Below are 2,703 nucleotides of genomic sequence, written 5' to 3' on the forward strand. Positions count from 1 at the left end.
CTATTCTCTGCGGCCTACCTTTCGGTAGGCACCCCTTCTCCCGAAGTTACGGGGTCAATTTGCCGAGTTCCTTAACAAGGGTTCTCCCGCTCGCCTTAGGATTCTCTCCTCACCTACCTGTGTCGGTTTGCGGTACGGGCACCAGCATCCTCGATAGAGGCTTTTCTCGGCAGTGTGAAATCGGCTGCTTCGCCTTACGGCTCCCCATCAGCACTCAGCTTATCCTCCCGGATTTGCCTAAGAGGCATACCTTGTGCTTTGGACACACATATCCAGCAGTGTGCTCAGCCTATCCTCCTGCGTCCCCCCATCTCTCAAACGGCTGCTGGTGGTATCGGAATATCAACCGATTGTCCATCACCTACGCCTTTCGGCCTCGGCTTAGGTCCCGACTAACCCTCAGCGGACGAGCCTTCCTGAGGAAACCTTAGGTTTTCGGCGAATAGGATTCTCACCTATTTCTCGCTACTTATGCCAGCATTCTCACTTCTTAGCAGTCCACCAGTCCTCACGGTCTGACTTCAACCCACTAAGAAAGCTCCCCTACCATTTGGTACCGTTGCTATCGCCTACATGGCATGTTTTAGCTTGTTGTATCTAATGCTGCTCCTTCGCTTCGCTGCGTAGCAGCATAAAGATGTCCTCTCTTTTCTGTCTTCTCTACCATATAAGCATTAGCAACGGTACCAAATCCATAGCTTCGGTGGCATGTTTGAGCCCCGGACATCTTCGGCGCAGGACCTCTCGACCAGTGAGCTATTACGCACTCTTTAAATGAATGGCTGCTTCTAAGCCAACATCCTGGTTGTCTTAGAAGTCCCACATCCTTTACCACTTAACATGCACTTTGGGACCTTAGCTGATGGTCTGGGCTGTTTCCCTTTTGACTTAGGATCTTATCACTCTAAGTCTGACTCCCGGGCATCAAGACTATGGCATTCGGAGTTTGATAAGGTTCGGTAACCTAGACGGCCCCTAGCCCATTCAGTGCTCTACCTCCATGTCTCTAACCCGAGGCTAGCCCTAAAGCTATTTCGGGGAGAACCAGCTATCTCCGAGTTCGATTGGAATTTCTCCGCTATCCACAGCTCATCCCATGGTTTTTCAACACCAACGTGGTTCGGGCCTCCAGTGAGTTTTACCTCACCTTCACCCTGTCCATGGATAGGTCACCCGGTTTCGGGTCTACGGCATGCAACTTAACGCCCTCTTCAGACTCGGTTTCCCTACGGCTTCGCACCTTAAGTGCTTAACCTCGCTACATACCGTAACTCGCTGGCTCGTTCTACAAAAAGCACGCCGTCAGGCCTTAACGCCCTCCGACTGCTTGTAGGCACACGGTTTCAGGTTCTATTTCACTCCCCTCCCGGGGTTCTTTTCACCTTTCCCTCACGGTACTATGCGCTATCGGTCACCAGGTAGTATTTAGCCTTGGGAGGTGGTCCTCCCTGCTTCCCACAGGGTTCCTCGTGTCCCGTGGTACTCTGGATCAGGTCTCGCTCAAAGTCCTTTTCGCCTACAGGGCTTTTACCTTCTGTGGCTGGCCTTTCCAGACCTATTCGGCTAAGAACTCCTTCGCTTTCTTGACCTGTCCGCAACCCCAGAGTTTCCTCTGGTTTGGGCTCCTCCCCTTTCGCTCGCCGCTACTTAGGGAATCGATTATTCTTTCTTTTCCTCCGGGTACTTAGATGTTTCAGTTCCCCGGGTGTGCCCTCCTTAGCCTATGGATTCAGCTAAGGATGCATGGCGTTAGCCATGCGGGTTCCCCCATTCGGACATCTGCGGATCACAGCCTGTTTGCGGCTACCCGCAGCTTTTCGCAGCTTACCACGTCCTTCATCGGCTCCTGGTGCCAAGGCATCCACCATGCGCCCTTTGTAGCTTGATCGTTACAAAGAACTTGTTACCTTTGGCTGTGCAGTTTTCAAAGAACTGTTTTACTTATTCTCAAAGACGTTCCTTATCTTAAAGCGTCTTCAATCTGAAGGGACTTCGGCCTTTCGGCTCCCGGGCAATTTAGACGCTAACTTCGTTAGCTAAATTGCCCGCCGAAATCCATTCAGGATTTCGGCCCTTCAAAACTAAACAGCGAGAGCTATTAAACCCTTAGAAAGGAGGTGATCCAGCCGCAGGTTCTCCTACGGCTACCTTGTTACGACTTCACCCCAATCACCAGCCCCACCTTCGACAGCTGCCTCCCTTGCGGGTTAGCCCACTGGCTTCGGGTGTTGCCGGCTCTCATGGTGTGACGGGCGGTGTGTACAAGGCCCGGGAACGTATTCACCGCGGCATGCTGATCCGCGATTACTAGCAACTCCGGCTTCATGTAGGCGAGTTGCAGCCTACAATCCGAACTGGGACCGGTTTTTGAGATTAGCTCCCCCTCACGGGTTTGCAACTCATTGTACCGGCCATTGTAGCACGTGTGTAGCCCAGAGCATAAGGGGCATGATGATTTGACGTCATCCCCACCTTCCTCCTGGTTAACCCAGGCAGTCCCTTTAGAGTGCCCACCMGAAGTGCTGGCAACTAAAGGCAAGGGTTGCGCTCGTTGCGGGACTTAACCCAACATCTCACGACACGAGCTGACGACAACCATGCACCACGTGTCTCACCTTTCCCCGAAGGGCACCCCCGTGTTTCCACAGGGTTCGGTGGATGTCAAGCCCTGGTAAGGTTCTTCGCGTTGCTTCGAATTAAACC

2 rRNA genes are annotated in these 2,703 nt (G+C 52.7%); both read right to left on the minus strand.

Annotation, left to right across the window (positions count from 1 at the left end):
• Positions 1 to 1,888 (minus strand): 23S ribosomal RNA (locus tag TCEL_RS00395); the annotation flags it as partial.
• Between the two features lie 222 nt (positions 1,889 to 2,110).
• Positions 2,111 to 2,703, minus strand: a 16S ribosomal RNA gene (locus TCEL_RS00400); the annotation flags it as partial.

Origin of the sequence: Thermobrachium celere DSM 8682 (assembly GCF_000430995.1) — a bacterium.
Classification (GTDB): Bacteria; Bacillota; Clostridia; order Clostridiales; family Caloramatoraceae; genus Thermobrachium; species Thermobrachium celere.